This window comes from Mesorhizobium australafricanum (assembly GCF_033977265.1).
GTDB classification, from domain to species: Bacteria; Pseudomonadota; Alphaproteobacteria; order Rhizobiales; family Rhizobiaceae; genus Mesorhizobium; species Mesorhizobium australafricanum.
This window is the reverse complement of sequence record NZ_JAVIIT010000022.1, coordinates 1-25,897: the sequence shown is the minus strand read 5'-3', so window position 1 is coordinate 25,897 and position 25,897 is coordinate 1. Positions and strand designations below refer to the sequence as shown.

The following is a 25,897-nucleotide window of genomic DNA, read 5'->3' as shown; positions in this document are numbered from 1 at the left end:
GACCTCAGATGTTGCGGCTTCCCGGCTTAACGGGCGGAATGGCGGCAAGTTCCGGCGGCAGGCGGTCGGCGGGATAGGCGGGCACTTCATACTCGGCAAGCGCGATCAGCGGCACGCCGACATCGGTCTTGCCGGCCGAGCGGTCGATGATGCAGGCGGCCGCCACCACCTCGGCACCGAGCTCGCGCAGGCAGTCGATCGTCTCGCGGATTGAGAGTCCCGTGGTGACGATGTCCTCGACGATCACGACGCGCGATCCCTTGGCGATCTCGAAGCGGCGGAGCCTGAATTCGCCCCCTTCCCGCTCGACCCAGATCGCCGGCGCGCCGAGATGGCGTGAGGTTTCATAGGCCGGTATCAGGCCGCCGATGGCCGGGCCGACGACATAGTCGATCCTGCCCGGCACCGCTTTGCGGATTTTCTCGGCCAGCGCCTTGCACAGGCGCTCGGTCTTGTCGGCATGCATGAAGACGCGCGCCTTCTGCAGGAAGACCGGGCTGCGCAGGCCAGACGTCAGGATGAAATGACCCTCGAGAACGGCGCCGGCCTCGCGGAAAATGCCCAGCACTTCGTCGGTGTTCATTGTTGCTCCATGCCGTTGGTGGGTGGGTGAATGGTGAGTGTTGAGTAGTGATTAGTTGGTAGTGATCGCACCTTCCATTCACTACTCACTACTCACTACTCACTCACCCGTTCACACGCCGCGCATCGCTGACGCTCGAATTGTCCTTGAGCTGCGACAGCAGCCGGTTGAGATGCTTCAGGTCCCAGACTTCGAGATCGATCAGCATCTCCGTGAAATCGGGCGCCGTGCGTATCATCGACAGCGTGTGGATATTGGCGTCGTTGGACGCGACCACCTGGGCGATGTCGGCCAACGAACCCGGCGCGTTGATGGCGGTGACCGAGATGCGCGCCGGGAAGCGTTCCTTGGTGCGCTCGTCGATATCCCAGCGCACGTCGATCCAGCGCTCGGGCTGGTCGTCGAAGGCCTGCAGCGCTGGCGACTGGATCGGATAGATGGTGATGCCGGTTCCCGGCTGGATGATACCGACGATGCGGTCGCCGGGCACGGCACCCTCCGGCGCGAAGCGCACCGGCAGGTCGCCACGCACGCCGCGGATCGGCACCGCGCCGTCGCGCGGCTGGTCCTTGTCCTTGCGCGCGGCGCGACTGCCGGGCATCTGGAACAGCATGCCGGCGGCGTTGCGGATCTTCGACCAGCCCTCCTCGCGCTGCTTGGGCGCAGCGACGGTGACGCGCTCGTCCTTGTAGTCGGGGAAAACCGCTTTCATGACGTCGGTGGAGCTCAGCTCGCCGCGGCCGACCGAGGCCAGCACATCCTCGATATCCTTGCGCGCCAGCCGGTGCAGCACCGGCTTCAGGCTCTCCTTGGTGAATGTCTTGCCGGCGCGCTCGAAGGCGCGTTCCAGGATGCGGGCGCCGAGGCCGGAATATTGCTTGCGGATCGCATTCTTGGTGGCGCGGCGGATGGCGGCACGCGCCTTGCCAGTGACCACGACCGATTCCCAGGCGGCGGGCGGCACCTGCGCCTTGGAGCGGATGATCTCGACCTCGTCGCCGTTCTTCAGTTCCGTCATCAAGGGCATAATGCGGCCATTGACCTTGGCGCCGACGCAGGTGTCGCCGACGTCGGTGTGGACGGCATAGGCGAAGTCGATCGGCGTGGCGCCGCGCGGCAGCGCGATCAGCATGCCCTTGGGCGTGAAGCAGAAGACCTGGTCCTGGAACAGCTCCAGCTTGGTGTTCTCGAGGAAATCCTCCGGATTGTCGCCTTCGGCCAGCTGCTCGATGGTGCGCCGCAGCCAGGCATAGGCATTGGTCTCCTTGGAGATCGCATGGCCGGCGCCGTTCATCTTGCCGCCGCTATCCTTATAGATCGAATGCGCGGCGACGCCGTATTCGGCGATCTTGTTCATCTCCCTGGTGCGGATCTGCAATTCGACGCGCTGACGCGACGGGCCGACGATGGTGGTGTGGATCGAACGGTAGTCGTTCTGCTTAGGCGTCGAGATGTAATCCTTGAAGCGCCCGGGCACCATCGACCAGGTGGTGTGGATGGCGCCAAGCGCGCGGTAGCAGTCGTCCACCAAATCGACGACGACCCGGAAGCCGAAAATGTCGGAGAGCTGCTCGAAGGAGAGCGCCTTGGCCTCCATCTTGCGGAACACCGACCACGGCTTCTTCTGCCGGCTTTTCACGCTCGCCTTGATGGCGTGTTTTTCGAACAGGCCCGACAGCGCCGTCTCGATCTCCTGCAAGACGCCCTTGTTGCGCTCGAAAATCTCGGCAAGCCTCGCGGTAACGGCGCGATAAGCCTCCGGATTGATGTAGCGGAAGGCGATTTCTTCCAGTTCCTCGCGCATGCCTTGCATGCCCATGCGCCCGGCCAAAGGCGCATAGATGTCCATCGTCTCCTCGGCGATGCGCAGGCGCTTGGACTCGGGCATATGGTCGAGCGTGCGCATGTTGTGCAGGCGGTCGGCGAGCTTGACCAGAAGAACGCGAATATCCTCGGAGATCGCGAGCAGAAGCTTGCGCAGATTCTCCGCCTGCTCCGCCTTCTTGGAGACGAGGTCGAGCTTCTTCAGCTTGGTCAGCCCCTCGACCAGCTTGCCCATCTCGGGGCCGAAGAGCTCGTCGATCTCGGCGCGGGTCGCCGTCGTGTCCTCGATCGTGTCATGCAGCAGGGCAACGGCAATGGTCGCCTCGTCCATATGCATGTCGGTGAGGATGGCGGCGACTTCGAGGGGATGCGAGAAATAGGGATCGCCCGAGGCGCGCTTCTGGTGGCCATGCTTTTGCATGGCATAGACATAGGCCTTGTTGAGCAGCGCCTCGTTGACGTCAGGCTTGTAGCGCTGGACGCGCTCGACAAGCTCATACTGACGCATCATGGGCGGGATCTCGCGGTGCTGAAATGATTGATGCGCCGCACCAAGGTGCGACGCATCCCATAGATAGCCACGAAACTCACGAGACGGAAGTGCCGGATGCTTGATCCAGGCAAGTTCCGGGAAGCTCAGTAATCGTCGCTCTTTTCCGGCGGTACCAGACCTTCGATGCCGGCGAGAAGGTCTTCCTCGCTCATGCGGTCGAAAGTGACGTTCTCCTCGGCGTCGTCGGCGTCGGCTGCAACGGCGGTCGCGCCGGTCTGATCGGCGATCGCCTCGCCCTCGGCCTCCGGCTCGTCGACCTCGACATGCTTCTGCAGCGAATGGATCAGGTCTTCCTTGAGGTCGTCGGGAGACAGCATCTCGTCGGCGATCTCGCGCAGCGCGATGACCGGGTTCTTGTCATTGTCGCGCGGAACGGTGATCTGCGCGCCCTGGCTGATCTGACGGGCACGGTGGCCGGCGAGCAGCACGAGTTCAAAACGGTTGTCGACCTTGTCGATGCAATCTTCAACGGTTACGCGGGCCATGGACTGCCCCTTTCATGCGATGGATTTGATGGAAAGCTGGCGCGCTCCATAACGCGGGCGCGGCTGAAATACAAGCTTTATGGCGGCGGCGTCAGCTTTGCGGACCTTTGCCCGGCTCATCATCGAACCGCGCCATGATGAAGCTCACATAGTCGCGATCACAATTGCTTGCAATAGAGGGCCCTGCCCTTGGATATCCACAAATCTCGCGTTATCTCGGATGTGACGGTGCCAAGGCCCATTTGTGGGACCTATTCGTCAAACGCTTTTAGACGACAGAAATTTTCGAAAGGGATGTTTTTCAATGTTCGATCCTCGTGAAAAGATCGCTCTTTTCATCGACGGCGCCAATCTCTATGCCACGTCGCGCGCGCTGGGCTTCGACATCGACTACCGCAAGCTTCTGTCGAGCTTCCAGAAGCGCGGCTATCTGCTCAGAGCCTACTATTACACCGCGCTGGTCGAGGATCAGGAATATTCCTCGATCCGGCCGCTGATCGACTGGCTCGACTATAACGGCTTCAAGGTGGTGACCAAGCCCGCCAAGGAATTCACCGACTCGACCGGCCGCCGCAAGATCAAGGGCAACATGGACATCGAGCTGACCGTCGATGCGCTGGAGCTCGCCGATGTCGTCGACCATTATGTGATCTTCTCCGGCGACGGCGACTTCCGCACGCTGGTCGAGGCGCTGCAGCGACGCGGTCGAAAGGTGTCGATCATCTCGACCATGGCTTCGCAGCCGCCGATGATTTCCGACGACCTGCGCCGCCAGGCGGATCATTTCATCGACCTGATGACGCTGAAGAACGAAGTCGGACGCGACCCGTCCGAGCGGCCCGCGCGCCGGCCGGAACCTGCCGAAGTCGACGAGGACGATTATTGACGGGGCCGCGGCGTTGTCCGCCGTGCCCTGCCCCGAACCCGGCCATGACTGCCCGCTTTGCCCGCGTCTGCATGATTTCATCGCCGGCTGGCGCGAGCGCGAGCCGGGCTGGTTCAATGCGCCGGTGCCGACCTTCCTGCCACCGGAGGGCGAAGCCTCAGTCCGCCTGCTGATCGTCGGGCTGGCGCCCGGCCTGCGCGGCGCCAACCGCACGGGACGCCCCTTCACCGGAGACTATGCCGGCGACCTGCTCTACGGCACGATGATCGCGCAGGGCCTGGCCCGCGGCGAGTTCAAGGCGCGACCGGACGACGGGCTTGAGCTTGTCGGCACGGCCATCACCAACGCGGTGCGCTGCGTGCCGCCGGAGAACAAGCCGGTCGGCGCCGAAATCGCCACCTGCCGGACCTTTCTCAAGCCGACCATCGCGCGCTTTCCCAATCTGCGCGCCATCCTGACGCTGGGTTCGATCGCACACCAGTCGACGGTGCGGGCGCTGGGCGGACGCGTCGCCGCCTTGCCCTTCCGCCATGGCGGACGGCAGGAGGCCGGCGGCATCGCGCTGTTTTCCAGCTATCACTGCTCGCGCTACAACACCAATACGGGCGTGCTGACGGAAGCAATGTTCGTGAGCGTGTTCCAGGAAATCGCGGCGTTCCTAAAGGACTAGATTCAAGCGTCCTCGGGCGGGCTGACGCCGGCTCACACCGGCAGCAGCGCATCCGGCTTCACGTCACCGATCGAGGCGTAGGTATGTGTCTCCTTCACCCCCGGCAGCGGTAAGATGACCCGTGTCAGAAAATCCTGATAGGCGGCCATTTCCGAAATTCGCGCCTTTACCAGATAGTCGAAACCGCCGACGACCATGTGGCACTCGAGAACCTCGGGCGCCTTGGTCACCGCTTCGGCGAAGCGTTCGAAAATATGAGGCGCCGTGTGATCGAGACGGACCTCGATGAAGACGAGCGTGCCGCGTCCGATCTTGGCGGGGTCGAGAACGGCCCGGACCGCGGTGATGTACCCTTCGCGGAACAGCCGCTTCACCCGCTGGCTCGTGCCGGTCGGCGACAGGCCGACACGCGCCGCCAGGTCAAGCGTGGTGCGGCGCCCATCCTCCTGCAGCAGCCGAAGAAGATTGCGGTCGACGCCGTCGAGACCACTCACTTCAGGATTCACTTCGGAACTGCCTTTCCAGTGTGAATTCCACTACTATTTTCCAAAAAGAGCGTATTTCATCACTATGACCTGAGCAATAGCCTGCGCATTCGTCACGGCGGTGGAGACGGTCTCCATCTCGGACAACAAATGGTGGCAGGTCGTGGCAGACGCAGGGGACGCAGGAAACACGAGACTGGCGATCATCGCCGGCCTCACCATGATCGGCATCTACGCTATCCAATTCGTCGCCGCTCGCTTCAGCCTCAGGGATCATCTGACGGCGACAGATTTGGCCGCCTTGCGCTTTGGCGGCGCTGGGGTGGTCTTTGTGCCGATCGTCTGGCGCAGCGGCTTCGCGCCCATGAGGGCGCTGGGTTGGCGACGGGCACTGGCATTGGCGGCACTGGCCGGCTTGCCTTATCCGTTGATCATCAATTGGGGTCTGACTTATGCGCCTGCCGCCCACGCGGCTGCGCTCTGCCCCGCGTCAATCGTCTTCTTTTCGTTCCTGCTGTCGCGCGTCTTCTTCGATGACGGCGCTTCGCAACGGCGCACAATCGGCGTCGTCGCGATCATCGCCGGGCTGTTGCTGTTCATCGCGGCGGCGCGTGACGCCGCCAACGGCGTCTTCATCGGCGACGTGCTGTTCATCGGATCGGGCCTCATGTTTTCGACCTATGCCGTTCTCGTGAGGCTCTGGCGTGCCGATCCGGTCACGGCGACGGCTGCTGTCGTGCTGCTGTCGTGCCTGCCGTTGCCGGTTCTCTATCTCTTCGCACCAAGCCATATCCATGCCGCGGCGGCCACGGAGATCGCCGGCCAGATCGTGATCCAGGGAGTTCTGGCCGGCGCGGCAGCCATGTTCCTCTATACTTATATCGTGCGGCAATTGGGACCGCAGACGGCATCGCTGTTCCTGCCCGGCATACCGATCGCCACGGTGATTGTCGGCATGGCGGTACTCGGCGAAACGCCGATGACGATCCAGTTCGCAGCCATCGCCATCATGGTAGCGGGAATGGCCTTCTCGGCGATCGGGACACGCACCGCCAGCGCGAGCCTGAATGCACAAGCGTCAGGCGGATCGTGAGACTTCAGCGGTACGGCAAACTACTCAAGGGCCTGCAATTTCAGGCGTCGGCGCGAACAGCTCGGCCAGCGTCTCGCGGCTGCCCTTCAGCACGTTGAGATCGACATCGCCTTCGATGCCGTCGACGCGGCCCATATTGTGATATTGCCAATAGATCCAGTCGTTTTCGCGCGGCCTGATCGCCAATGAACGCAGCCAGCGCTGGCGCGCGATGATGGTTGCGGAATAGGCGTCGGCCGCCTCGTCGGTCAGGTAGAAGATCGCCTGCTTGCCGAAAGCTGTCTCGACCGGGCCGAGGAAAGCGGCAAGCTCGGTGTTCAACTGCTCGGGCGACGGCCGCTGCGGGCAGTTGCCGCCGAATTCGATATCGACCACTGGCGGCAAAAGCGGCTCGCCGCGCGGCACCACGGCGATGAAATTCTTCGCCTGGTCGGCGCCCGGCCGGCAGAAGGTGAAGAAGTGATAGGCGCCGACCGCGAGGCCGGCCGCGCGCGCCTCGCGCAGATTGGTCGCGAATTGGGTATCGACATGGGTGCCGCCTTCGGTCGCCTTGATGATGGCGAAGGCGACATCGTCGGCCGCGACGCGCCGCCAGTCGATGCTGCCCTGGTGGTGCGAGACGTCGATCCCCCGGATCGGGAATTCGCTACGGTCGGGTGAAAAGCCGCGGAACCAGAAGAAGGCGCCCGCCACGATCGCGCAGGCGACAACCGCGCCGGCAAGACCCCAGAAAACAATCCGCTTCCCCAAGACTATCCCCCTGTCGGAACCTTGTTTTGACGCAATTCCGGACGGAAAGGCTACGGCCAAGTTGCCGAGCTAACCGTTTCACACTTTTCCTGGAATTGCTCTGGCGTTCGCGCCGGACCACGGCCGGTGGCTTTTTTCAGACGCCTTGCGCCGGCGGCGAAAGCTCAGCCGCGCTCCTTCAGCAGCCGGCCCTTCTCGCGCGACCAGTCGCGCTGCTTTTCGGTCTCGCGCTTGTCGTGCAGCTTCTTGCCGCGGGCGACAGCGAGCAGGAGCTTGGCGCGGCCGCGGTCGTTGAAATAGATCTTGAGCGGCACAAGCGTCATGCCCTCGCGCTCGACGCTTTGCGAGAGCTTGGCCATCTCGCGCTTCGAGACCAGCAATTTGCGGCGCCGGCGCGGCTCGTGGTTGAAGCGGTTGGCCTGCAGATATTCCGGCAGGTAGGAATTGATCAGCCAGATCTCGCCGCCCTCGGCCGAGGCGTAGCTCTCCTGAATGTTGGCCTGGCCCTGGCGCAGCGACTTCACCTCGGTGCCGGTCAGCACCAGGCCGGTCTCGATCGTGTCGAGCACCTCGTAGGAATAGCGCGCCTTGCGGTTTTCCGCGACGGTCTTGTTGTTGGGGTCGGCTTTCTTGACTTGATTCATAATGCGGAGAGGTGGCGCCTCATCCCTAATTAATCAAGCCGGCGTGCTTCAGCGCCGCGTCGAGCTTCTCGGCGGTCGAGGCTTCGACGGTCACCAGCGGCGAGCGCACCACGTTCTCGACCTTGCCCAGCTTCGACAACGCGTATTTGGCGCCGGAAACGCCGGGCTCCATGAAGATCGCCTTGTGCAACGGCAGAAGCCGATCCTGCAGGTCGAGCGCCTTGGCGCTGTCGCCGGAAAGCGTCGCTTCCTGGAATTCGGCGCAGAGCCGCGGCGCGACATTCGAGGTGACCGAGATGCAGCCGACGCCGCCATGGGCGTTGAAGCCGAGGGCGGATGCATCCTCGCCGGAGAGCTGGATGAAATCCTTGCCGCAGGTCATGCGCTGCTCGGAGACGCGCTCGACCTTGCCGGTCGCGTCCTTGACGCCGGCGATGTTCTTGAAGTCGTGGCGCAGCCTGCCCATCGTCTCCGGCGTCATGTCGATCACCGAGCGCGGCGGGATGTTGTAGATGATGATCGGCAGCTTGGTCGCCTTCGCGACGGCGGCGAAATGCTCATAAAGGCCGCGCTGCGTGGGCTTGTTGTAGTAAGGCGTGACGACAAGGGCAGCATCGGCGCCGGCCTTTTCGGCGTATTGCACCAGCCCGACCGCTTCCTCGGTGTTGTTGGACCCGGCCCCAGCGACGACCGGAACACGGCCCCTGGCGACCTCAATGCAGACCTTGACGACCTGGCGGTGCTCGTCATGCGACAGCGTCGGCGACTCGCCGGTGGTGCCGACCGGAACGAGGCCCTTGGTGCCCTCGGCGATCTGCCATTCGACGAAAGCGCGAAAGGCTTTCTCGTCGAAGCGCCCGCTCTTTTCGAACGGTGTAACGAGCGCGGTCAGCGAGCCTCTCAGCATGTCGTCCAAACTCCTTGGAACTTTGTTGGTTTACGCATGTCGTCATCCCAAAACCGGTACCCACTTTTGGGCGACATGCGTTTTCGTTGGTTGATGCATGTCGTCGCCCCAAAACCGGTTCCCACTTTTGGGCGACATGCAATGGCGTTTTATTTGCGCGCCTTCTAACCGAAAGCGAGGCCGCGCACCATAGTCTCGACATGGTTCAGCGGCAAGCATCGGCGTAGTGCCAGCAAGCGCAATTCGAACGGCCTCGATAACCTTTTGTTTACGAGCCCTTCACGACCTAAGTTTACGCTCTCGTTCGGGCTCCTAAGTCCCACTCGCCCGCTGACCATGTGCTAGGATTGCAACAATGCCGACGAGGCGGCCTCATATCTTCGCGCTGCTCGGCGCGATCGTCGCGCTGATGCCCACCATGGCGATCGGCGGCAGTGTCGATGTGCGTGTGACGGCTTCCATCCCCGCGCCCGGCTCGCCGCAGGCCCCCGGCCAGACGCAGCCCTCGCCTTCATCGGACAGTATTGCCCAGTTGAAGAGCGGGCTCGATGCGCTCGCCGCCAACAACATTGTCGGCGCGCGCAATGCGCGCGATACGCTGCCCGCTATTTCGCTCGACCGGCATATCCTTGCCTGGGCGATCGCGCTTTATGGCGGCGACCAGGTGCCGAGCGGCGAAATCGCCGATGCCGCCAAGATGCTGCCGGGATGGCCCGGCACGATCGCGCTGCGCAAGAACAGCGAGCGGGCGCTCTATCGCGAGAACCCGCCGCCGCAAATGGTGGTGCAGGCCTTCGGCCGCAGCCAGCCGCTGACGCCGGAGGGCGTGATCATCCTTGCCCGCTCGCAGGTGGCGCTTGGCAACCAGGCCGCGGCGCGCGCGGTGCTGGTGCCGTTCTGGCGCACGGAAAAGCTGGAAGCAAAGGACGAGGCGACCGTCATCAAGGAATTCGGCGCGCTGATCCCGGCGGCGGATCATCGCTACCGCATGGAGCGGATGTTTTATGCCGACCGGCCGTCCTCGGCGCTGCGCGTTGCGGGTCTCGCCGGCGCGCAACCCCTGGCGGATGCCTGGGCGGCGGCCGACAAGGGCGACAAGAACGCCGCCAAGCTGTTGAAGGCGGTGCCGGCGGCGCAGCGCTCGGCCGGCTATTTCTTCGCCGAGGCGGAATATCTGCGCAAGCAGCAGAAATTCGCCGATGCCGCTTCTGTCGTGATGAAAGCGCCGACGAACCGCGATTCGCTGGTCGACCCCGATGCCTGGTGGGTCGAGCGTCGTGTGCTGTCGCGCGAGCTGGTCGACCAGGGCGACATCAAGACCGCCTACAAGATTGTCTCCGTGCACGCCGCCGAGAGCCCGCAGAACGCCGCCGAGGCCGAATTCCATGCCGGCTGGTATGCCTTGCGCGGTCTCAACGACCCGGCGACCGCCGCCGGGCATTTCACGCGCATCACCGAGCTCGCCCAGGGACCGGTCTCGCTGTCGCGCGCCTATTATTGGCTCGGGCGCGCGGCGGAAGTCGGCGGACCAGGCAGCGCCAAGGATTATTTCACGCGCGCAGCCGGCTACGGCACGACCTTCTACGGCCAGCTCGCCGGCGAGCGCGTGGGCTTGCGGACCCTCAACATCGTCTATCCCAAACCGAGCGCGGCCGACCGCCAGAGCTTTGACGGCCGCGAGGCGGTCAGCGCGATCAAGCGGCTGCAGGAAGCGGGCTATGACCGGTACGCCGAGACGCTGTACCGTGACCTTGCCGGGCAGCTGACCAGCCCGGGCGAGCTGGCACTGCTTGCTTTGCTGGCGGAAAAGCAGGGCAACCATTTCATGGCGCTGAAGATCGGCAAGATCGCCGCCCAGCGCGGCATCGATGTCGGCGCGCTGTCGCATCCGCTCGGCGTCATCCCCGATTCGGCCAACATATCGGGGTCCGGCAAGGCGCTCGCCTACGCCATTGCCCGCCAGGAAAGCGAGTTCAATGTCGGCGCCGTTTCCAGCGCCGGCGCGCGCGGCCTGCTGCAGTTGATGCCGGGCACGGCCAAGCAATTGGCGAAGAAAGCCGGCATGACCTTCTCGCAGGCGCGGCTGACGACGGATGCCGGCTATAACGCGACGCTGGGCTCGGCCTTCCTCGGCGAGCAGCTCGACCGCTTCGGCGGCTCCTATGTGCTGACCTTCGCCGGCTACAATGCCGGCCCCAACCGGGCCGCCCAATGGATGGCGAAATACGGCGACCCGCGCAGCAAGCAGGTCGATGAGGTGGTCGACTGGATCGAGCGGATTCCCTACACGGAAACAAGAAGTTACGTGCAGCGCGTGATGGAGAATTACGAGGTCTATAAGATGCGTATTTCAGGCAAATACGACATTGTGGGAGATCTGGTGAACGGGCGGAGCTGAGGGGTTTCCTTCTCCCCTTGCGGGAGAAGGTGGATCGGCGCGATAGCGCCGAGACGGATGAGGGGTGTTCCAGCGGAGTGAGACGTCGGTGTTCCCTGTAGCACCCCTCATCCGTCGCCTTCGGCGACACCTTCTCCCACAAGGGGAGAAGGAAAGAACTCCCCATTTGACGTTCCCTGCTCTCGGCTATAGCTGTCGGTCATCCCAGCGAGGAACGGCATTCCGATGGCGAGCGGTGAGTTCTCCGACTTCAACTATACTGCGCTCGACGGCTTGAAGCTCCATGCCCGGATCTATGGCGAAGTGAACATGGATACCTGGCCGGCCGTCTGCCTGCCGGGCCTCACTCGCAATGCCCGCGACTTCCATGAGCTTGCTCTCTACCTTTCCAGCAAGGCGAAAAGCCCGCGCAAGGTCGTCGCCTTCGACTATCGCGGCCGCGGCCAATCCGACTACGATCCCGACATCGGCCACTATAATGTCGGGGTCGAGGCCGGCGACGTGCTTGCCGGATTGTCGGCGCTCGGCATCGAACAAGCCGCCTTCATCGGCACCTCGCGCGGCGGCCTGATCATTCATGTGCTCGGGGCGCTGAAGCCGGCCGTGCTGAGGGCCATCGTGCTCAACGACATCGGCCCGGCGATCGAGGCGGAAGGCCTTGCCCATATCCGCTCCTATCTCGATCGCGCACCGAAACCGAAGACATTCGCGGAAGCGGCGGCGGCGCAACGGCGCGTGCACGGCGCCGATTTCCCCACCCTCACCGACGCCGACTGGGCGCGCATGGTGGCGGCGATCTGCCGCGAGACGGACGCCGGCTGGGTTCCGGATTTCGATCCGGCCCTGGTCGACACGCTGGCCGGCGTCGATTTCAACAAGCCGCTGCCGGATTTGTGGCCGCAGTTCGACGCGCTCGCCGCCATGCCGCTGCTTGTGGTTCGCGGCGCCAACTCGAAACTTCTCTCCGCGGCGACGCTTGACGAGATGCGCAGGCGTCATCCCGGCATGGAGGCGATCATCGTCGAAGGCCAGGGCCACGCGCCTTTCCTCGAAACCGGCGTCCTGCCGGACAAGATAGCGGCGTTCCTCGATCAAGTCGAAAATCAAGTCAAACAAAAGTAAAAACCCGAGACCGCTCGGCTCTTTGTTTGCGTTGGCAGGTGGCGTGCGTTGGAGATTGGCCGAAACGTCCATCGCGATCGTCATTCGCCCAGAAGTGTGCAGCAGTTCTGGGACAACGACATGCATCAAAACAAAGACTTAAAGCGCGTCGCCCGAATCCGGTTCAGCGCGACGCGCTTTAGGGCGGAGCAGGAGCGAAGCTCCGTCGCGAAGACCCTAGAATCCATGCCGTTACCTTCGCCAAGGAGTGCAACGGAGCAGAATTCTGCACCGCAGCAACGCTTCGACGTCGCGGCATGGATTCTATGGTCTGCGCGCGTCGCTTCGCTCCTTGCTCCGCCATAGAATAACGACGTTGGGAGGCTTCAACCAAATCCCCGGCGTTTGCGCTGATTTCACGGAAATGAACGGAAAATCTTGCACCAAGACAAACGGCAACCTTTCAAAATCCCTGTGTAGGGGAACTAGAGCGGTTCACCGTTTCACGGAACGGTGAACCGCTCTATCTCTTTGTTTTCACGCAATTAAAGCCGCTACGCACTTTTCCTCGAATTGCTCTAAAATATGGATTTTCGGCGCCAGCGAGTCTGATCCGATCGGCCTATTCGCGTTTCGATCGCTTGCGGGGCGCCTTGGCCGCTGCGGGCTTTTTCTCTTTCCGAGACGACGAGACGGAAGTCGGCGTCGTAAGAGGCGAAGCAAACACCGAACTCTCCGCCGAGCGCGACGACGCTTCATCGCCGCGCGGCTTTTCGAGAACGACGACGCAGCCATCGAGATCGTTGGTGGCCAGATGCGCGTAACGCATGGTCATCGATAACGTCTGGTGGCCAAGCCACATCTGAACGCGCCTTATGTCGATACCACCCTGCACGAGGCGTGAAGCGCAAGTGTGACGCATGATGTGCGGCACCACCTGCTCGTCGGCGCCGAGACCGACTTCCGTCTTCGCCTCGTTCCAGATCGCGCGGTACTGCGCCTGGGTGAGCTTGGTGAACGGGCCCTTCGGCCGCCGTCCTTCCGCGTTCGGCGGCAGCTTGATCACTTCCTTGACGCGTTCGGTCATCGGAATGGTGCGGCTGCGGCCGGATTTGGTGATCCAGAAGGAGACCCGGTGTTCCTGGAGGTCGTTCCAGATCAGGCCGAGCGCCTCGCCGAGGCGACAGCCGGTATCGACCAGGAAGACGGAAAGCCGGTAGGCATCCTCGCTGCGGCTCTTGATCGCCGCGAACAACCTCGCCTCTTCGTCCCTTTCGAGGAAACGAATCCGTCCCGCCCGCTCCTTCTGGCGGCGGAACTCGGGCAGGCTGTGGATATCTCCCATCTTATGCGCCTTACGCAGCAATTTGCTGAGGGCAGCCATCTTGCGATTGATGGTTGCGTTGCTGTTGCCGCGCTGGCGCAAGGTGCCGATAAGATTGTCCAGGGTGTTCTGGTCAAAGGTGCTGAAACGTTCTCCCAGAAGGATCTCGTCTATTTCACCAATGAAAGAGCTGACATTGTATTTATGTCGCCCGTCATCCCAGAGTATATCCCGATAAGCTGCGAAAAGCTCCCCAACTCTGTACGATTTTACTTCTCTGACCTTGTTGTACGTGTATCGAAAGTTCGAATTCTGAGAAGAAAAAACTCCAAAGTGAATAGAGGACCCCCCCTCTTGAATCGCTTCGTTCGTCATTTTTTTAGCCACACCCCCGAGTGGATAGGCACAGCTACCCGCTTGAAGATGTCCTTTCAAGAGTTTCTGTCCGGCAAAAATGATGTCCATCCGCCAGGCGGCGAATCCCACGGAACCATTTTGCGGACTTCAGCTACCGGTACCCCCTTTTCGTCTTTCGTTTGCCCTCACCCAATCGCGAAAACAAACAGCCCGGGCGTGAAAGCGCCCGGGCTGGATTTCAACTGTATCGAACCAGCCCTTAGAACGAGCGCTGGAAGCGAACGACGCCGCTGACGAAGCTGTCGTTGTTGGTGTGGTTACCAACACGATCGTAATTGGCGGCGCGGTTGTAATCGACTTCCGGAATGACCTTGAAGCCGGGAACGATTTCGTAGTTCACGTTAGCTGCAATGACGAGATTCTTGTCTTCGTCATACGATACCTGACCGTTGATCGAAGTCTTCTCGTTGAGCTTGTAGCTGGCACCACCCCAGACGGCCCAGTTGCCACCCCAAGGCTTGTAGAAGTTCCGGTCGATGTGATCGTCGGTGCCGTAGCCAGCCATCGCAAAGAGCGAAAGCTCGGAGGTGGCCTTGACGTCCAAGCGGACCTTGCCTGACCACTCTTCGTAGTCGCTGTTGTAAGCCGCAACGCCGGAGATGCTGCCCCAGCCCTGCGTGTACTTCACACCACCAACGACATGCGGAACATAGCTGTCGACCGTGTTGTCGTCGACGACCCAATCCTGGCCCGGCGCCCGATACTGGGAATACGAACCCCGACCCTCCTCGAGCGACAGGACCGCGGAGAAACCGTTGCCAGCGTCGAACGTGTAGTTGATCTGGTTAGTGCCGTCCTGGGCGCCATACGCGATGACCGAGTCGTTGATCACATTGCCTGCAAAGCCGGTCCAGCTTGCGAAGACCGAATCGGTGTAGCCGATGAGAAAGCCGCCGAGCGAAATCCACGCGCTATCGAGTTGCCCACCTTTTTGGCGGGCGAACGGATTGCCCTGCGAGTTGCCGAAGTTGAATTCGAATTCGCTATAGGTCTTCAGAGAGCCCAGTTCCGTTTCTGAACCGGTAAAGATTTTCACGTCAGCCCGGGCGTTCTTGCGGTAGGTCTGCTGACGACTGCCATCGAGGCGATCAGGGCCCTCAGTGCCGTTAACCGAACCGAATTCGCCGACGCCGATGTCGTAGCGGACATAGCCGCCGATGCGCAGGCAGGTCTCGGTGCCCGGGATGTAGAAGTAGCCGGCGCCGTAGACGTCGCAGATCTTGACGTATTCAGCCGGTTCCGGCTCGGCGACGACGACGGCGTCGGCGGCGCGTGCACCGGAAACTGCGATCAGGGCCGCAGCTGAGCCGAGAAGAAGGCTCTTGATGTTCATTTTCTGACCTCCAGTCAGAATCGACCGGAAGAGTTGAGCAAAAAGGCATGCAGGGGCTCATGTGGCGCGAGTACGACGAGCAGGGATTCCTCGTCTATTCCTTCGCCGAGACGGTCGCCGCCATGCATCCCTACTATGTCATGCGCGCCGCGGGCGGCGCCATGTACCTCGCCGGCATGCTGATCATGGCCTGGAACGTCACCATGACCATTCGTGGCTACCAGCGCCAAGAGCAGCCTTTGCCGGGCTCCGCCCCCGCCCTCCAGCCTGCCGAATAAGGAGCCAGACATGGGCTTGATGGATAAACACGCGCTGATCGAGAAGAACGCCACGCTGCTTCTTGTCGGATCCCTGCTGGTTGTGACCGTCGGCGGTATCGTCGAGATCGCGCCTCTATTCTATCTCGACAACACGATCGAGAAGGTCGAGGGCATGCGACCCTACTCGCCGCTCGAACTCGCCGGCCGCAACATCTATGTGCGCGAGGGGTGCTACCTCTGCCACAGCCAGATGATCAGGCCGTTCCGAGACGAGGTGGAACGCTATGGCCATTACAGCCTGGCGGCCGAGTCGATGTACGATCATCCGTTTCAATGGGGATCCAAGCGGACCGGGCCGGATCTCGCTCGCGTCGGCGACCGCTATTCCAACAGCTGGCACGTCCAGCACCTGACCGACCCGCGTTCCGTCGTGCCTGAGTCGATCATGCCGAGCTACGCGTTCCTGAAGGACACGCCGATCGAGGTGAAGGATTTCTCGACGCATCTGATAGCCAACAGGCGCGTCGGAGTGCCCTACTCCGACGACATGATCTCCCACGCGAATGCCGACCTGATGGCGCAGGCCGATCCGAACGCCGATACATCCGGACTGGAAAGCCGCTATCCGAAAGCCAAGGTCGGCGACTTCGACGGCAACCCCCAGCAGGTCACCGAGATGGACGCCCTGGTGGCCTATCTGCAGATGCTCGGCACACTGGTCGATTTCAAGAACTACGACGAAGCAGCTGGCTACCGCTGAGGAGAGCAACCGATGGAATACAACTTGATGCGGGAGTTTGCCGACAGTTGGGGCCTGCTTGCCATGGCCCTGTTCTTTGTAGGCTGCATTGCTTTCGCGCTTCGTCCAGGTGGCAAAGCGCATGCCGACCACGCCGCACAGATTCCTCTCAAGGACGATTGATCATGAGCAGCGAGCATGTCGATGAAATCTCGGGCGTGACGACGACCGGCCACGAATGGGACGGTATCAGGGAGCTCAACAATCCCCTGCCGCGCTGGTGGGTGATCACCTTCTACGTCACCATCGCCTGGGCGCTGGCCTACACGATTGCCTACCCCGCCTGGCCGATGCTGAGCTCCGCCACCAAGGGTGTTCTGGGCTTTTCCAGTCGCAATGACGTCAAGAACGAAATGGCCGCGGCTGAAGCCGGCAAGGCCAAATACGTCGCGGCAATACAGTCCAAAACGGTTTCGGAAATTGCCGCGGACGACGCGTTGCGCGAGTTCGCCGTCGCGGGCGGCGGCGCGGCATTCAAGGTCAACTGCGTGCAGTGCCACGGCTCCGGCGCGCAAGGATCGACAGGGTTTCCGAACCTCAACGATGACGATTGGCTCTGGGGCGGCAAGACCGAGCAGATCCAGCAGACGATCACGCACGGCATCCGCTTCGCCGCGGACGCCGACACCCGTCAGTCGGAGATGCCCGCCTTCGTCGACGTGCTCAAGCCCGAGCAGGTCGCTCAGGTCAGCGCTTTCGTCGCCGGCCTTTCCGGGTCCGTGCGGGACAAAACCCTGATCGAGCCCGGCGCCAAGGTTTTCGCGGACAATTGTGCCACCTGCCATGGCGAGAACGCAAAGGGCAACCGGGAGCTCGGAGCACCCGACCTGACAGATGCGATCTGGCTCCACGGCTCCGGTGAAGCCGCAATTGCTTCTCAGGTGCGAGCCCCGAAGAACGGAGTAATGCCTGCCTGGGTCGGCCGCCTTGGCGAGACGACGGTCAAGGAACTGGCTGTCTATGTCCATTCGCTTGGCGGTGGAGAATAGGAGCGGGGCCTATTCTCGGCCCTCGGCCGTTCAAGCGACGAGGCCCGGTCATGCCGGGCCTCGACTTGCTTTTTTGATAGCTCAATTTGACCTGCATCAACGCGACGCGCGTGAGCGATTGCAAGACTGCTGGACATAAGCGGCACCATTTCGCCGCGATTGGAGATTGTCGTGCTGGATCAGTCGCAGGTAGAACGGCTCGAGGCCGAAGCGGTCAACTCTGCAAAGGCGCGACAGCCACTTTATTCCGCGCGCAAGAAAATCTTTCCGAAGCGGGCCTCCGGTCGTTTCCGCCAGTTCAAATGGCTGGTGATGGCGATCACACTCGGCATCTATTACCTGACCCCCTGGCTGCGCTGGGATCGGGGCCCCTTCGCTCCCGACCAGGCGGTTCTCATCGACCTGGCGAACCGCCGTTTCTACTTCTTCTTCATCGAGATCTGGCCGCAGGAGTTCTACTACGTCGCCGGCCTCCTCATGATGGCGGGCGTCGGCCTTTTCCTGATCACATCGACGGTCGGGCGAGCCTGGTGCGGATATGCCTGCCCGCAGACCGTCTGGGTGGACCTGCTCCTTGTCGTCGAGCGCGCGATCGAAGGCGACCGCAACGCCCGCATGAAGCTGGAGGCTGCCCCCTGGACGGCCCGCAAGTTGGTCCTGCGCGTATCGAAGCATGCCGTCTGGCTCGTCATCGCTATGGCCACGGGCGGCGCATGGATCTTCTACTTCGCCGACGCGCCGAAGCTGCTCGGCGAGGTCGTCACCGGCGCGGCGGCGCCCGTCGCCTATGTCACGATCGCCGTGCTCACCGGCACCACCTACGTGTTCGGCGGGCTGATGCGCGAGCAAGTCTGCACCTATATGTGCCCGTGGCCGCGCATCCAGGCCGCCATGCTCGACGAAAATTCGCTGACGGTGACGTATAACGACTGGCGCGGCGAGCCGCGTTCAAGGCATGCCAAAAAGGCCTCGGCCTCCGGCCAAGCGGTCGGCGACTGCGTCGACTGCAACGCCTGTGTCGCCGTCTGCCCCATGGGCATCGACATCCGTGACGGCCAGCAGCTGGAATGCATCACCTGCGCTCTGTGCATCGACGCCTGTGACAGCGTCATGGACAAGCTCGGCCGGGAACGCGGGCTGATTTCCTATGCCACCTTGGCGGACTACAACGCCAACATGGCAGTGGCTACTTCCGGGGGCTCTCGCCCGGTCGATCCGGCGCTCGTAAGAACGGCGAGCGGCAGCTTCGCCAACGGCTTGGCACATTTCCATCTGGGCAAGATCTTCCGGTTGCGCACCTACATCTATCTTGGTGCATGGTCGGCGATCGGCCTGGTGCTCGTCTATTCGCTGCTGACACGCGAGCGGCTGGAGCTCAATGTCCTGCATGACCGCAATCCGCAGTTCGTGACGCTCTCGGACGGCTCGATCCGCAACGGCTACACCGTCAAGCTGCTCAACATGATACCCGAGCCGAGGACGATCGAGGTGACGCTGGAAGGCCTCGATGGCGGCGAGATGAGCATCGTCGGCATCGAGCAGCCCGCGGGCCGCTCATTCTCGATTCCGGTCGAACCCGACCGGCTGAAGACGCTCAAAATCTTCGTCAGGCAACCGGCAAGCCGGATCAAGAAGCCGGTGCAGAATTTCGAATTTCGCATCGACGACAAGGCGAGTTCCGAATCCGCCGAATACACCGCCAGTTTCAACGCGCCGGAGAAAGACAGATGAGCGGCGATACGCAAAGGCCACGCGGCTTCACCGGCAAGCACATGTTGATCGTCATCGTCAGCTTCTTCGCTGTGGTGATCGGGGTCAACGTCACCATGGCCACGCTCGCTCAGAAGAGCTGGACCGGCCTCGTTGTCGAGAACACCTATGTTGCGAGCCAGCAGTTCAACGAAGAAGCGAGGAAAGGAAGGGCGCAGGCAGCGCTGGGCTGGACAGGCAAGCTGACCGTCGCCGCGGGCGAAGTCCGCTACCTCCTTGTCGATAGCCAGGGCAAAACGGTGCCGCTGCACGGCGTCAGAATGTTGTTCCGCCATCCAGCCTACGAGGCCGAGGACGAAGCCCTGACGCTCGCCGCGCCATCCGGCGGTTCTCCTGGCAATACGCAGGCGTTTGCCGCCCGGCACACGCCGAAGGACGGCGTCTGGATCGTGGAGATCGATGCGGACGCCGGACTGACGTCACCATTTCGCGACGTCCGCCGCGTCATGATCTTGAATGGAGCCCTGCAATGAGTTGCTGCGCGCCAGGGGCTGAAATGACGTTGGAGATCGCCGCAGCGGCGTCCGCATCGCCGTCGAGCGACGAGATCAAGCTCGCCAGCCGCTCTCTGGGCAGCGACATTCACCAGACCGACCTGTCGGTGCCGACGGTTCATTGCGGGGCTTGCATTCAAGCGATCGAGGCTGCGCTCGGCTCGGTCGAGAACGTTGAGTCCGCTCGCGTCAACCTGTCGACGAAGCGTGTGTCGATTCGCTGGCACGGAGACAGCGTCCCGCCATTCTTTGCCGTGCTCGGTCGTCTCGGCTATCAGGCGCACCTATTCGACCAGGAAATTCACGAGAAGGACAGGACGCTCTCGGAGCTGATCCGCGCTGTCGCCGTGGCGGGCTTCGCGGCAGGCAACATCATGCTGCTCTCGGTATCGGTCTGGTCCGGCGCGGAAGGTGCAACACGCGATCTGTTCCATTGGCTGTCCGCGCTGATCGCCATCCCGGCCCTCGCCTTTGCCGGCGGGATCTACTTCCGCTCTGCCGCGAACGCGCTGCGCCATGGCCGCATGAACATGGATGTGCCGATCGTGGTGGGTGTCTCGCTCGCTTACGCGATGAGCCTCTATGAGACCATCAATCACGGCGAGCACGCCTATTTTGACGCCTCGGTATCGCTGCTTTTCTTCCTGCTGATCGGCCGCACGCTGGACCACGTGATGCGGGAGCGGGCGCGAACGGCTGTCAGCGGCCTCTCGAGGCTCGCGGCGCGGGGCGCGGTGGTCCTGCGGGAAGACAGCACGCGCGAGTATGTGGCAGTGGCCGAACTCACGCCGGGAATGCGCCTGCTCGTCGCGGCTGGAGAACGTATACCGGTCGACGGAGACATACTCAGCGGAAACTCCGACCTCGATTGCTCGATCGTGTCCGGCGAGAGCGCGCCCAAGGCCGTGGGTGCCGGCGCACATGTTCAGGCAGGCACGCTCAACCTCACAGGTCCGCTGACGATGCTGGCAACGGCAGCCGCGAAGGACTCCTTTCTGGCAGAAATGGTCCGATTGATGGAGGCCGCCGAAGGTGGCCGCTCACATTACCGGCGCATCGCCGATCGCGTATCGGCGCTCTACGCGCCCGTGGTCCATCTGGCGGCCTTCGTGACATTCCTCGGCTGGATGGTGGCGTCCGGCGATTGGCACCGGGCTCTCACCATCGCCATCGCCGTGCTGATCATCACCTGCCCCTGCGCGCTCGGTCTTGCGGTGCCGATCGTCCAGGTCGTAGCGGCCAGACGACTTTTCGAGGCTGGCGTCATGGTCAAGGATGGCTCGGCAATGGAGCGTCTCGCTGCGATCGACGCGGCAGTGTTCGACAAGACCGGAACGCTGACGCTCGGGCGCCCAAAGCTGGTGAATGCGTCCTCGATCGATCCGACCATGCTTGCGATCGCGGCCGACATGGCGGCTCATTCCCGCCACCCGTTCTCGAGGGCCATCGCCGGTTATGCGGGGTATTCCGGCCAGCCCGGTGTCGAATCCGTCGCCGAGCATCCGGGCTTCGGCGTCGAAGCCATAACGGAGGGGAATACGTGGCGGCTCGGACGGCGCGGATGGGCGGGCTGGAAGGCTCGCACCGGCGGTGAGGGCAAGCTCGGCGGCTATGGCGGCACGGTGCTCTCCAAGAACGGGAACATCGTCGCGTGCTTCGCTTTCGAGGATGCGCTTCGACTAGACGCCAAGGCAACGATCCAGCAATTGAAGGACGCCGGCGTGTCCGTCGATATGTTGTCCGGCGATACCGCGAAGGCCTGCGGCGAGGTTGCCAAATCATTGGGAACCGAAAGTTTCGTGCCGGCGCTGCTGCCCTCAGGAAAGGTCGAATGGATCGAGTCGCTGGACCGCGCCGGACACAAGGTGCTGATGGTGGGCGACGGCCTCAACGACACACCGGCATTGCGGGCGGCACACGTTTCGATGGCTCCGGCAACCGCGGCCGACATTGGCCGCCAGGCCGCGGATTTCGTCTTCCTGCGCGAGAGCCTGTCGGCGGTGCCGCTCGCCCTGGATGTCTCGCGCAAGGCCGGCCGGCTCATTCGCCAGAACATCGCAATCGCGATCGTCTATAACGCATTCGCCGTGCCGATCGCCATCCTTGGACATGTGACGCCGCTGATCGCGGCAATCGCGATGAGCGCTTCGTCGCTGATCGTGATCGCGAATGCGATGCGGCTGCAGGCGACGCCGAAGACGGCACCTGAAGCGACTCCGGCCAGGCGCCGCACCGACGTCATCGAAGCGGCCCATCCATGACCACGCTCGTCTATCTCATTCCCGTGGCCCTGTTCCTGGGGGCGCTCGGTTTGTCGGGCTTCCTGTGGGCTTTGCGCAGCGGCCAGTACGAGGATCTCGATGGAGCCGCTGAGCGGATACTGATCGAACCCGATGCGCGAGACAACTAAGGCCGGCGATCAAACTGATATAGACGTTTTGTCATTTGCATTGCGCGGGGTGCTGCGCCTTGATACCGATCAAATCGTCACAACCGCTGTTTGGCGAGCGGATCCATGGGTGCTAAATCGGCGACCGCCGCGGTTTCTCAATCCGGAGACTGCTTGTGAGCAAGAAGGAGCAAGGCTGGTCGGAAGCCGCCGCCAAAGCGTCTCCGCTGGCCGTCGAAAGCTTGCCGGAACACGAGCTTCTCGCCCTGATGTTCGACCAGGCTCCTGGGTTCATAACCTTGCTCAGCGAGCCGGGCCACGTCTTTCAGTTGACCAATGCTGCCTACCAACGCCTGATCGGTCAGCGGCAGGTTATCGGCAAGTCCGTTCGCGAGGCCTTGCCCGAGCTCGAGGGTCAGGGGTTCTTCGAATTGCTCGATCGTGTCAGCGAAACCGGCGAGCCTTATGTTGGCCGCAATGCCAAAATCGTCCTGCGCAACACTGAAACCAGCATAGCGGAAGAACGCATCCTGGACTTCGTCTACCAGCCCATCAGGGCCAAGGATGGCCGGATCACGGCAATCTTTGTTCAGGGCACCGACGTCAGCGATCTGTCATTCGCCAACGCCGCGCTGCAGCTGCGTGAGGATCACCTGCGTTCGATCCTGGCGACGGTACCTGATGCGATGGTCGTCATCGACGAAGGTGCCAACATCCAATCTTTCAGCACGGCGGCCGAGATGCTGTTTGGCTACAGGGCCCGCGAGGTCATCGGGCAAAACGTCAAGATGCTGATGCCCTCGCCGTACCGGGAGGAGCACGACACATACATGCAGCGTTACCTGACGACGGGAGAGCGCCGCATCATTGGGTTAGGGCGCACGGTAACCGGGATGCGCAAGGACGGATCGACCTTTCCGATGGAACTCGCGGTCGGCGAAATGCATCCGGGAACGGGCCGCTTCTTCACCGGCTTCTGCCGCGACCTGACGGAACGCCACAGAACGGAAGCTAGGATGCAGGAGCAGCAGCAGGAGCTGCTCCACATGGCGCGGTTCACCGCGCTCGGCGAAATGGCCTCGACATTGGCGCATGAGATCAACCAGCCGCTGACGGCCATCACGAACTACCTAAAGGGCAGCCGCCGTCTCCTCGAGAAAAGCAAGGACGAGAATGCCGCCATGCTGCAGGATGCCGTCGAGAAGGCTGCCGAACAGGCACTACGCGCCGGTGACGTGATCCGTCGTCTCAGGGACTTTGTCGCCAGGGGTGAAAGCGAACGTCAGGTCGAACGTCTGCCAACGCTGATCGAGGACGCTTCATCGCTCGCCTTGGTAGGCGCCAAGGAAGCGGACGTGCGCGTCAATTACGATCTCGACCCGGCTGCCGAGCTTGTTTTGACCGACCGAATTCAGATCGAGCAGGTATTGCTGAATCTGATGAGAAACGCCGTGGAGGCCATGCAGGGCGCTCCCAAGCGCGAATTGCGTGTCGTTACTGTGGCACGCCAGGATGGTATGGCGGAAGTTGGTGTAATTGACACCGGCCCCGGACTGGCGCCAGAAGTTTCAGCTCAGCTCTTTCAGCCTTTCGTCACCACCAAAAAAAATGGAATGGGTGTCGGCCTGTCGATTTGCCGCACTATCGTGGAGTCGCATGGCGGTCATATCTGGGCAGACTCAATGCCTGGTGGAGGGACTGCTTTCAGGTTCACTTTGCGCGCGGTGGAAAAGGAAGAGGTCGCCGGTGGCCAATGATATCGTCCATGTGGTCGACGACGATGTCGACGTTCGCAAGTCGCTGGGTTTCCTGCTCGCGACAGCCGACTTTGCTGTGCGCCTCTACGAATCGGCAACCGCATTCCTGGCGACAGAGCTGAAGGAGGTCGACGGCTGCGTCGTCACCGACGTGCGCATGCCTGGCATAGACGGCATCGAGTTTCTGCGGCAACTGAAGGCCCGTGGCCTTGGCGTGCCGGTGATCGTGATGACCGGGCACGCCGACGTCGCGCTGGCCGTCCAGGCGATGAAGGAGGGCGCCGCCGACTTCATCGAAAAGCCTTTCGACGATCAGGTGCTCATCGATGCGATTCGCTCCGCCTTGGACAATCGCAGCCAGCCCGTTGCGGCACACCCGCAGTCAACCGAGATCCGGAAGAATCTGGCCACTCTGTCCGAGCGGGAGCGCCAGGTGCTCGATGGACTTGTCTCCGGATTGCCTAACAAGACGATTGCCTACGATCTTGGGATCAGCCCACGCACGGTTGAAATCCATCGCGCCAATGTCATGAGCAAGATGGGCGCCGGCAGCCTCTCGCATCTGGTACGAATGGCCTTGATCACGGAACCCAAATATTAGAGCAATTCCAGGAAAAGTGCGCAGCGGTTCCGTCCGGACTTGCCGCTCTAGGAAAGGTTTCCAGGCGAAGCAGTACCGTCCTTTGGCAGATCCCAGTCGCGCCAGTGGGTCGGCCGGATATCGACGCGATTGCCGGTAACGGCATGCCGCCACCCCTCCCTGCCTTTTTCGCAGGGAAATATAACGGCGTGCAACCCTTCCTCGTCCAGAACGGCCAGTTCGAGACTGCGACCAAACGGAGCGCTTGCTATGGGATTCCACATCTAGCTAGCGTGGGCCGAAACGGGGTTCCGCGCTTTGATTTGAATCATTTTTAGACGGCTTGCGTCGAGGAACCTTCCTATCACGAGGCAACCGCGCACCTTGCAATTTGACATAACTCAAAGCGGCGCCTTCCCCTGGTTCGTAGTTTGAGGTCCCCGGCAGATCGAACCCGTCGTGGTCCGCGGCGCCAATTCCCGCACAGGAGCTCTACATGAACTATCAGCGGTTCTTCGAAGATGCGATCGACCAGATCCACGCGGAGCGGCGTTACCGCGTTTTCGCCGACCTCGAGCGCATGGTGGGCAAGTTCCCGCGCGCCATCTGGCGTTCCAACGGCCGCGCCCAGGAAATCACCGTATGGTGCTCCAACGACTATCTCGGCATGGGCCAGAACGCCGACGTCATCGCCGCCTTCCAGAACGCTGCCGGCAAGATGGGCTCGGGCGCCGGCGGCACCCGCAACATTTCCGGCACCTCGAACCCGCTGGTCGAGCTCGAGCACGAGCTTGCCGACCTGCATGACAAGGAAGCGGCACTGGTCTTCACCTCCGGCTTCGTCTCCAACGAGGCCTCGATCTCGACCATTGCCCGGCTCTTGCCCAACTGCCTGGTGCTCTCGGACGAATTGAACCATGCTTCGATGATCGAAGGCGTGCGGCGCTCGGGCGCCGAAAAGAAGATCTTCCGCCACAACGACGTGGCGCATCTGGAAAGCCTGCTGCAGGCGGCCGGTCGCGAGCGCGCCAAGCTGATCGTCTTCGAAAGCGTCTATTCGATGGACGGCGACATCGCGCCGATCAGGCAGATCGTCGAGCTCGCCGAGCGCTACAACGCCATGACCTATATCGACGAGGTCCACGCTGTCGGCATGTACGGTGCGCGCGGCGGCGGCATCACCGAGCGCGAAGGCCTGGCCGACCGCATCGACATCATCGAGGGCACTTTGGCCAAGGCGTTCGGCACGCTGGGCGGCTATATCACCGGCACCAGTGCTGTGATCGACGCGGTGCGCTCCTATGCGCCGGGCTTCATCTTCACCACCGCGCTGCCGCCGGCGATCGCGGCGGCCGCCACCACCTCGATCCGGCATCTGAAGCGTTCGCAGGCCGAGCGCGACGCGC

The 25,897-nt window shown here is 62.3% G+C and carries 24 protein-coding genes and 1 pseudogene; 16 read left to right on the top strand and 9 right to left on the bottom strand.

Annotated features, from left to right (window positions below; all coding sequences use genetic code 11):
* Positions 1-4: 4 nt before the first annotated feature.
* The 3 genes from pyrE to rpoZ form a co-directional block, all read right to left on the bottom strand.
* On the bottom strand, positions 5-583 hold the full coding sequence (pyrE, locus tag RFM98_RS28060; protein WP_320214395.1) for an orotate phosphoribosyltransferase: 579 nt from the start codon (positions 581-583) through the stop codon (positions 5-7).
* 103 nt (positions 584-686) lie between these two features.
* Positions 687-2,918: a RelA/SpoT family protein gene (locus tag RFM98_RS28055; RefSeq protein ID WP_320311809.1), complete on the bottom strand. Its 2,232-nt coding sequence runs from the start codon at positions 2,916-2,918 to the stop codon at positions 687-689.
* A 125-nt stretch (positions 2,919-3,043) separates the two neighbouring features.
* On the bottom strand, positions 3,044-3,445 hold the full coding sequence (gene rpoZ, locus RFM98_RS28050; protein WP_320214393.1) for a DNA-directed RNA polymerase subunit omega: 402 nt from the start codon (positions 3,443-3,445) through the stop codon (positions 3,044-3,046).
* A gap of 304 nt (positions 3,446-3,749) precedes the next feature.
* Between rpoZ and RFM98_RS28045 the strand changes: the two genes are divergently transcribed.
* Together RFM98_RS28045 and RFM98_RS28040 are read left to right on the top strand one after the other, a co-directional pair.
* Positions 3,750-4,331: a LabA-like NYN domain-containing protein gene (locus RFM98_RS28045; protein ID WP_292471979.1), complete on the top strand. Its 582-nt coding sequence runs from the start codon at positions 3,750-3,752 to the stop codon at positions 4,329-4,331.
* Between the two features lie 13 nt (positions 4,332-4,344).
* Positions 4,345-5,001, top strand: coding sequence for a uracil-DNA glycosylase (locus tag RFM98_RS28040; RefSeq protein ID WP_320311808.1), 657 nt, complete (start codon positions 4,345-4,347; stop codon positions 4,999-5,001).
* A 32-nt stretch (positions 5,002-5,033) separates the two neighbouring features.
* Here RFM98_RS28040 and RFM98_RS28035 read toward each other — a convergent pair whose 3' ends face one another.
* Positions 5,034-5,495: an Lrp/AsnC family transcriptional regulator gene (locus RFM98_RS28035; protein WP_320311807.1), complete on the bottom strand. Its 462-nt coding sequence runs from the start codon at positions 5,493-5,495 to the stop codon at positions 5,034-5,036.
* 154 nt (positions 5,496-5,649) lie between these two features.
* Between RFM98_RS28035 and RFM98_RS28030 the strand changes: the two genes are divergently transcribed.
* Positions 5,650-6,579, top strand: a complete 930-nt coding sequence (locus tag RFM98_RS28030) for a DMT family transporter (protein WP_320311806.1) — start codon at positions 5,650-5,652, stop codon at positions 6,577-6,579.
* A gap of 24 nt (positions 6,580-6,603) precedes the next feature.
* On the opposite strand, the gene RFM98_RS28025 is transcribed toward RFM98_RS28030, so the two are convergent.
* From RFM98_RS28025 to dapA, 3 genes are all read right to left on the bottom strand, one after another.
* Positions 6,604-7,329 (bottom strand): glycoside hydrolase family 25 protein, encoded by a 726-nt coding sequence (locus RFM98_RS28025; protein ID WP_320311805.1) that lies wholly within the window; start codon positions 7,327-7,329, stop codon positions 6,604-6,606.
* 164 nt (positions 7,330-7,493) lie between these two features.
* Complete coding sequence (gene smpB, locus RFM98_RS28020) at positions 7,494-7,973, bottom strand: SsrA-binding protein SmpB (protein ID WP_320311804.1); 480 nt, start codon at positions 7,971-7,973, stop codon at positions 7,494-7,496.
* Positions 7,974-7,998: 25 nt separating this feature from the next.
* A complete protein-coding gene (gene dapA, locus RFM98_RS28015) occupies positions 7,999-8,880 on the bottom strand; it encodes a 4-hydroxy-tetrahydrodipicolinate synthase (protein WP_320214386.1) in 882 nt (293 codons plus the stop codon).
* 355 nt (positions 8,881-9,235) lie between these two features.
* On the opposite strand from dapA, the gene RFM98_RS28010 reads away from it, so the two are divergent.
* Positions 9,236-11,278: a lytic transglycosylase domain-containing protein gene (locus tag RFM98_RS28010; RefSeq protein ID WP_320311803.1), complete on the top strand. Its 2,043-nt coding sequence runs from the start codon at positions 9,236-9,238 to the stop codon at positions 11,276-11,278.
* Between the two features lie 225 nt (positions 11,279-11,503).
* Positions 11,504-12,400, top strand: a complete 897-nt coding sequence (locus tag RFM98_RS28005) for an alpha/beta fold hydrolase (protein ID WP_320311802.1) — start codon at positions 11,504-11,506, stop codon at positions 12,398-12,400.
* 601 nt (positions 12,401-13,001) lie between these two features.
* On the opposite strand, the gene RFM98_RS28000 is transcribed toward RFM98_RS28005, so the two are convergent.
* Together RFM98_RS28000 and RFM98_RS27995 are read right to left on the bottom strand one after the other, a co-directional pair.
* Entirely contained in the window at positions 13,002-14,078 is a 1,077-nt protein-coding gene (locus RFM98_RS28000; RefSeq protein ID WP_320311869.1) for a tyrosine-type recombinase/integrase, read from the bottom strand.
* 241 nt (positions 14,079-14,319) lie between these two features.
* Positions 14,320-15,453 (bottom strand): porin, encoded by a 1,134-nt coding sequence (locus RFM98_RS27995; protein WP_320311801.1) that lies wholly within the window; start codon positions 15,451-15,453, stop codon positions 14,320-14,322.
* Between the two features lie 47 nt (positions 15,454-15,500).
* Here RFM98_RS27995 and RFM98_RS27990 point away from each other — a divergent pair.
* From RFM98_RS27990 to hemA, 11 genes and pseudogenes are all read left to right on the top strand, one after another.
* Positions 15,501-15,731: pseudogene (locus RFM98_RS27990) on the top strand (cytochrome-c oxidase, cbb3-type subunit I); the annotation flags it as partial.
* 10 nt (positions 15,732-15,741) lie between these two features.
* Complete coding sequence (ccoO, locus tag RFM98_RS27985; RefSeq protein WP_320311800.1) at positions 15,742-16,473, top strand: cytochrome-c oxidase, cbb3-type subunit II; 732 nt, start codon at positions 15,742-15,744, stop codon at positions 16,471-16,473.
* 12 nt (positions 16,474-16,485) lie between these two features.
* Entirely contained in the window at positions 16,486-16,635 is a 150-nt protein-coding gene (locus RFM98_RS27980) for a CcoQ/FixQ family Cbb3-type cytochrome c oxidase assembly chaperone (protein ID WP_041005791.1), read from the top strand.
* Positions 16,636-16,637: 2 nt separating this feature from the next.
* A complete protein-coding gene (ccoP, locus tag RFM98_RS27975; protein WP_320311799.1) occupies positions 16,638-17,501 on the top strand; it encodes a cytochrome-c oxidase, cbb3-type subunit III in 864 nt (287 codons plus the stop codon).
* Positions 17,502-17,672: 171 nt separating this feature from the next.
* Positions 17,673-19,232, top strand: coding sequence for a cytochrome c oxidase accessory protein CcoG (gene ccoG, locus RFM98_RS27970; protein ID WP_320311798.1), 1,560 nt, complete (start codon positions 17,673-17,675; stop codon positions 19,230-19,232).
* Positions 19,229-19,744, top strand: coding sequence for a FixH family protein (locus RFM98_RS27965; protein WP_320311797.1), 516 nt, complete (start codon positions 19,229-19,231; stop codon positions 19,742-19,744). The genes ccoG and RFM98_RS27965 overlap by 4 nt, the downstream gene beginning before the upstream one ends.
* Positions 19,741-22,026 (top strand): cation-translocating P-type ATPase, encoded by a 2,286-nt coding sequence (locus tag RFM98_RS27960; protein ID WP_320311796.1) that lies wholly within the window; start codon positions 19,741-19,743, stop codon positions 22,024-22,026. The genes RFM98_RS27965 and RFM98_RS27960 overlap by 4 nt, the downstream gene beginning before the upstream one ends.
* A complete protein-coding gene (gene ccoS / locus RFM98_RS27955) occupies positions 22,023-22,175 on the top strand; it encodes a cbb3-type cytochrome oxidase assembly protein CcoS (protein ID WP_320217550.1) in 153 nt (50 codons plus the stop codon). Before RFM98_RS27960 ends, ccoS begins: the two co-directional genes overlap by 4 nt.
* Before the next feature lie 248 nt (positions 22,176-22,423).
* Entirely contained in the window at positions 22,424-23,911 is a 1,488-nt protein-coding gene (locus RFM98_RS27950) for a PAS domain S-box protein (protein ID WP_320311868.1), read from the top strand.
* Positions 23,901-24,512 (top strand): response regulator FixJ, encoded by a 612-nt coding sequence (gene fixJ, locus RFM98_RS27945; protein WP_320311795.1) that lies wholly within the window; start codon positions 23,901-23,903, stop codon positions 24,510-24,512. Before RFM98_RS27950 ends, fixJ begins: the two co-directional genes overlap by 11 nt.
* A 475-nt stretch (positions 24,513-24,987) precedes the next feature.
* Positions 24,988-25,897 (top strand): 5-aminolevulinate synthase (gene hemA / locus RFM98_RS27940; RefSeq protein WP_320311794.1); only part of this gene is annotated, 910 nt, incomplete at its 3' end.

Coding starts and splice junctions, on each gene's coding strand:
- pyrE (WP_320214395.1), bottom strand. CDS start 583: ATGAACACCGACGAAGTGCTGGGCATTTTCCGCGAGGCCGGCGCCGTT.
- RFM98_RS28055 (WP_320311809.1), bottom strand. CDS start 2,918: ATGATGCGTCAGTATGAGCTTGTCGAGCGCGTCCAGCGCTACAAGCCT.
- rpoZ (WP_320214393.1), bottom strand. CDS start 3,445: ATGGCCCGCGTAACCGTTGAAGATTGCATCGACAAGGTCGACAACCGT.
- RFM98_RS28045 (WP_292471979.1), top strand. CDS start 3,750: ATGTTCGATCCTCGTGAAAAGATCGCTCTTTTCATCGACGGCGCCAAT.
- smpB (WP_320311804.1), bottom strand. CDS start 7,973: ATGAATCAAGTCAAGAAAGCCGACCCCAACAACAAGACCGTCGCGGAA.
- dapA (WP_320214386.1), bottom strand. CDS start 8,880: ATGCTGAGAGGCTCGCTGACCGCGCTCGTTACACCGTTCGAAAAGAGC.
- RFM98_RS28010 (WP_320311803.1), top strand. CDS start 9,236: ATGCCGACGAGGCGGCCTCATATCTTCGCGCTGCTCGGCGCGATCGTC.
- RFM98_RS28005 (WP_320311802.1), top strand. CDS start 11,504: ATGGCGAGCGGTGAGTTCTCCGACTTCAACTATACTGCGCTCGACGGC.
- RFM98_RS28000 (WP_320311869.1), bottom strand. CDS start 14,078: ATGACGAACGAAGCGATTCAAGAGGGGGGGTCCTCTATTCACTTTGGA.
- RFM98_RS27995 (WP_320311801.1), bottom strand. CDS start 15,453: ATGAACATCAAGAGCCTTCTTCTCGGCTCAGCTGCGGCCCTGATCGCA.
- ccoO (WP_320311800.1), top strand. CDS start 15,742: ATGGGCTTGATGGATAAACACGCGCTGATCGAGAAGAACGCCACGCTG.
- RFM98_RS27980 (WP_041005791.1), top strand. CDS start 16,486: ATGGAATACAACTTGATGCGGGAGTTTGCCGACAGTTGGGGCCTGCTT.
- ccoP (WP_320311799.1), top strand. CDS start 16,638: ATGAGCAGCGAGCATGTCGATGAAATCTCGGGCGTGACGACGACCGGC.
- RFM98_RS27965 (WP_320311797.1), top strand. CDS start 19,229: ATGAGCGGCGATACGCAAAGGCCACGCGGCTTCACCGGCAAGCACATG.
- RFM98_RS27960 (WP_320311796.1), top strand. CDS start 19,741: ATGAGTTGCTGCGCGCCAGGGGCTGAAATGACGTTGGAGATCGCCGCA.
- ccoS (WP_320217550.1), top strand. CDS start 22,023: ATGACCACGCTCGTCTATCTCATTCCCGTGGCCCTGTTCCTGGGGGCG.
- RFM98_RS27950 (WP_320311868.1), top strand. CDS start 22,424: ATGTTCGACCAGGCTCCTGGGTTCATAACCTTGCTCAGCGAGCCGGGC.